The sequence below is a fragment of the Phycisphaerae bacterium genome (genome assembly GCA_018003015.1).
In the GTDB taxonomy this organism is placed as follows: domain Bacteria; phylum Planctomycetota; class Phycisphaerae; order UBA1845; family PWPN01; genus JAGNEZ01.
In genome coordinates this window covers 1-3720 of sequence record JAGNEZ010000140.1, presented here as the reverse complement: position 1 = coordinate 3720, position 3720 = coordinate 1, and the positions used below count along the sequence as shown (strand labels likewise).

General features: G+C 60.5%; 5 protein-coding genes. All 5 read right to left on the bottom strand.

Going from position 1 to position 3720, the window contains the following annotated elements:
* Positions 1–61: 61 nt before the first annotated feature.
* The gene (gene istB, locus KA354_25225; protein MBP7937951.1) at positions 62–802 is read right to left on the bottom strand and encodes an IS21-like element helper ATPase IstB; all 741 of its coding nucleotides are present in this window, start codon (positions 800–802) and stop codon (positions 62–64) included.
* On the bottom strand, positions 795–2306 hold the full coding sequence (istA, locus tag KA354_25220) for an IS21 family transposase (protein ID MBP7937950.1): 1512 nt from the start codon (positions 2304–2306) through the stop codon (positions 795–797). The genes istB and istA overlap by 8 nt, the downstream gene beginning before the upstream one ends.
* 64 nt (positions 2307–2370) lie before the next feature.
* On the bottom strand, positions 2371–2721 hold the full coding sequence (locus tag KA354_25215; protein ID MBP7937949.1) for a hypothetical protein: 351 nt from the start codon (positions 2719–2721) through the stop codon (positions 2371–2373).
* A 117-nt stretch (positions 2722–2838) separates the two neighbouring features.
* On the bottom strand, positions 2839–3051 hold the full coding sequence (locus KA354_25210) for a hypothetical protein (GenBank protein MBP7937948.1): 213 nt from the start codon (positions 3049–3051) through the stop codon (positions 2839–2841).
* Positions 3052–3054: 3 nt separating this feature from the next.
* Positions 3055–3249 carry a type II toxin-antitoxin system HicB family antitoxin gene (locus KA354_25205; GenBank protein MBP7937947.1) on the bottom strand — a complete coding sequence of 65 codons (195 nt, stop codon included), beginning with the start codon at positions 3247–3249 and terminating at the stop codon, positions 3055–3057.
* Between the last annotated feature and the right edge of the window lie 471 nt (positions 3250–3720).

Genomic DNA, 3720 nt, shown 5'->3' with positions numbered 1-3720 from the left:
TGTCAACCGGCACTGAATATTGACCCACCATCGGCGTCGAATATTGACCCGCCTCTCTGGGTCATTCTGGCATTGTGTTTCTGGTCTTTATCCTCCAGCTGTCGTTGCCTGTTTCTATGATCTCGCAGTGGTGGGTGACCCGGTCGAGCAGTGCGGTTGTCATCTTGGAGTCCCCGAAGACCTGGGGCCACTCGCCGAATGTCAGGTTGGTCGTGATGATAAGCGACGTGCGCTCGTAGAGCTTGGAGATCAGATGAAACAGGAGTTGCCCGCCGCTTTTCGAGAACGGCAGATAGCCCAGTTCATCGAGCACCACCAGATCGAGCCGCACCAGGCTGTCGGCGAGCTTTCCTCCCCGTCCTGAGAGCTTCTCAGTTTCAAGGCAGTTCACGAGATCGACGACGTTGAAGTATCGGCCCCGCCGGCCCTGCTTTATCAGGTGTCTGGCGATGGCGATGGCCAGGTGCGTCTTGCCAGTTCCGGTGCCGCCGACAAGCAGGATGTTGTTGCCATTCGAAAGGAAGCTGCCGGCATACAGCGAGCGCACCTGAGTCTCGTTCACAGGCGATGCGCCGAACGCGAAGCTGTCCAGGTCCTTGTCCACTGGAAACCTGGCTATCCCCAGCCTGTATCGAATGCTGCGGGCGGTGCGCTCGGCGCGCTCCGCCTCGAGAAGGTCCAATAGCAGCCTCTCCGGGGTATGGCGCTGCTTTATGCCTGCCGACAGGATCTCGTCGAGAACAGAGCGCATGCCGTGCAGGTGAAGCTCATTCATCGCTTCAGTGAGCCTGTCCCTAAGCATGCCGCTCACCTCCTGAGAGCAAAACGTCATACCGGCCGCAGTCCGCAAGAGGCTCCCTGGCAAGGGCCGGCAAATGCTCGGCGGCCGGGAACGCTGGCTCGTCATCATCGCCGACTCGCGAGAGGATGTTGAGGACCACATCACGGCTCGGGGTCTTCGCTGCAAGCGCCTCAGCACAGGCAGCCGCGACAGCTTCAAGCCCATAGGCGCCTATCGTGCCGAGGATGCCGACAAACTGCCGGTCGCCATCGGACTTCGTGCCAAGCGCCTCACGCATCCCCGCAAGAGGCGCAGGCAAGTCCCAGTCCTTGAACGGCGCTCCGTTCCTCAAAGCTCCCGGTTTGCGCTCCAGAACCGACACATAGTGCCACGGATCGTAGCTTACCCCGTGACGGCCGAACAAGCGCGGGTGCTCCGCGATAATCACCCCGTCGTTCACTACTCTCACACGGTCAGCATAAGCACGAAGCATCACCGTCCGGCCAACCGCCGAGGAATCGACGCTGTAGCGATTGCTGTCATAGCTCACCAGCGATGTGCTCGATACACGAACAGCAGTCTCCTTGAAGCCGTCAAAGGCTGTGCCGACCAGCACCAGTCGGCTCTGCTCCTCGGCGAACACCTCGGCGACCGTGCGGTCCTTCATCTCGGGATGCCGATGACCAGCCGCCAGTGTCCGGCACCGGTCGGCCAGATACCTGTTCAACTCCGAAAGGCCGGCGCATTTCACACGAGGCACGAAGACCCGGCCCCGCATAAAGCTTACCTGGTTCTCGACCTGACCTTTCTCCCAACCGGCGGCCGGCGTGCAGGCGACGGGCTCCACCAGATAATGAGAGGCAACCTGGCAGAAGCGAGGGTTGAATAGACGATCCTTGCCAAGCAGAACCTTGGTCACAACGGTCTTGAGGTTGTCGTAGATACCGCGGCGGCAACTGCCGCCGAAGAACTCGAACGCTCTGATGTGCGCGTCGAGCACCATCTCCAGAGATTCGCGATGATACGCCACGCAAAAAGGCATCCGGCTGTAGCACAGCCGAAAGTGCGCCACCTTGACCTTGACCACAGCACCGCCCAGATCGACGAACTCATGACTCCAGTCGAACTGGTACGCCTCGCCTGGCTCGAATGACTGCGGGATGTAGGCGCCAACAGCAGCCTGGGATGTGCACTCCCGCCACTTCTTTACGTAGCGGCGAACGCTGTCATAGCCCCCCTCATAGCCCTCTCGCTGCAACTGCGCGAAGAGCCCCATCGCCGTCCGCCTCTCGCGACGGGGCTTGTCTGCGTCCGAGGAAAGCATCCCGAGCAGCGAATCCTCATACGGACCAAGCTTAGGCAGAGGCTGCGTCGCCCGGGAATAGGTGAACTCAGTCGCCTCCCCACGAAGCACCTTCTTCACCGTGTTGCGCGACAAGCGCAAGTCACGCGCAATCTGACGGATCGATTTCCCATCTCGCTGGTACGCACAGCGAATCTTCCGTATCGTCTCCACAATCAGCATCTCCCTTCAGAGTACTCCTCTCTCCAGGTCATACCAGAGAGATCGGAGCGTTAGCTGAGGTGGGTCAGTTTTCGACGCCGATCATGCCCTCAGATGGGTCATTATTGCACGCCGATTCACAGATGGAATGGTCGAGACCGCCGTAGCTCGCTGTGGGCGATGGCAGAAGCGTGATGTTCGCTTGCGGATACAGTGTTCCCGTTTCTTTGGCGCGGTGCACGCGAAGCATCAAGTCGTTCCGTCGTCCAACATCGAAACCGCCGGCAAATTCGACACAGGCGCTGACAACATTGAGGCCCGGGATCGCGAGAGACACATAGTGGATGTCACGCGCCTTCAGCAGCGACACAAAGTCAACGTCCGCGGCCATGTCCTCATCAACGTCACGCCCTCTTTTCAGGACAATCCATTCCATCGCTACGCCTCTGCTTCCCGTTATTCAGCACACCTCAGCCCACCGCCCAGTTGCGCTGGGATGGAGGGCTGCGCTTCCGGTCCCGGTGGCGAACTACCAATACGGGGCAACCTGTGGCTACAGCAGCTTCTTGAACTGCTCGACGGACATGCCGGCGTCGGTGATAATCCCGCCCATCGTGACGGCATCAATGGGGTTGCCCCGCGGGATACTCAGCATCAGGCCTTCCTTCGCCAGAATGATTTGCTTCCCCTGACTCACCACGTGGAACCCTGCCTTGCGGAAGGCACGGATTGCCCTCTGATGGCTGATCCCGGGAAGGCGGGGCAATGCTCAGCCTACCGTTACATACCGCATCTGCTCACCTTCCCGAAGCTCGGCGCGAGCGGCCAGATACTCGGCGATGGCGTCGCGGATGTTCTCGAGCGCCTCCGCTTCGGTACGTCCCTGGGACCAGCAGCCGGGCAGCGCGGGGCAGCACACCGCAAAGCCCTCTTCCGTCTCGATTAGCTTGAGAGGATAATCCATTGCTTTGGAGAGCATTGTACCTGATCTTGCAGGAGTTGAACTGCAGAATGTCCCGACAGGCGCGTGCGCCTCAGACAGGCATCCTCGACGGACGTCGGATTCGACTGGAGACGGCAACCCGGAGAACATCTCCGGGTCGATCCTTGCTTCCACACCTCAACGCCCGACTCTCGCGGCACTTCGCCGGCACGACGCACAGGGGACAAATGTCCCCGGAGAACCCCGCAGCCGTGAGCCATCTCACGGCCGATCAACCCGGTGACGCCAGTGAAACGGCGCTGTGCGGCCAGGCCCGGACGCCTGGCCGCACAGCGAACGATTGCGGAAGCCTTCTAGCTCTCCAACCCCTTGAACTGCGGCAGCCAGTCGCGGTTGGCCTCGAACATCTCGGACACCATCGCTTTGATCTCTTCAAGGCTGAGGACGGCCGACGTAAGGGGATCGTAGCAGATGGCGTGGAACACCTTCCGC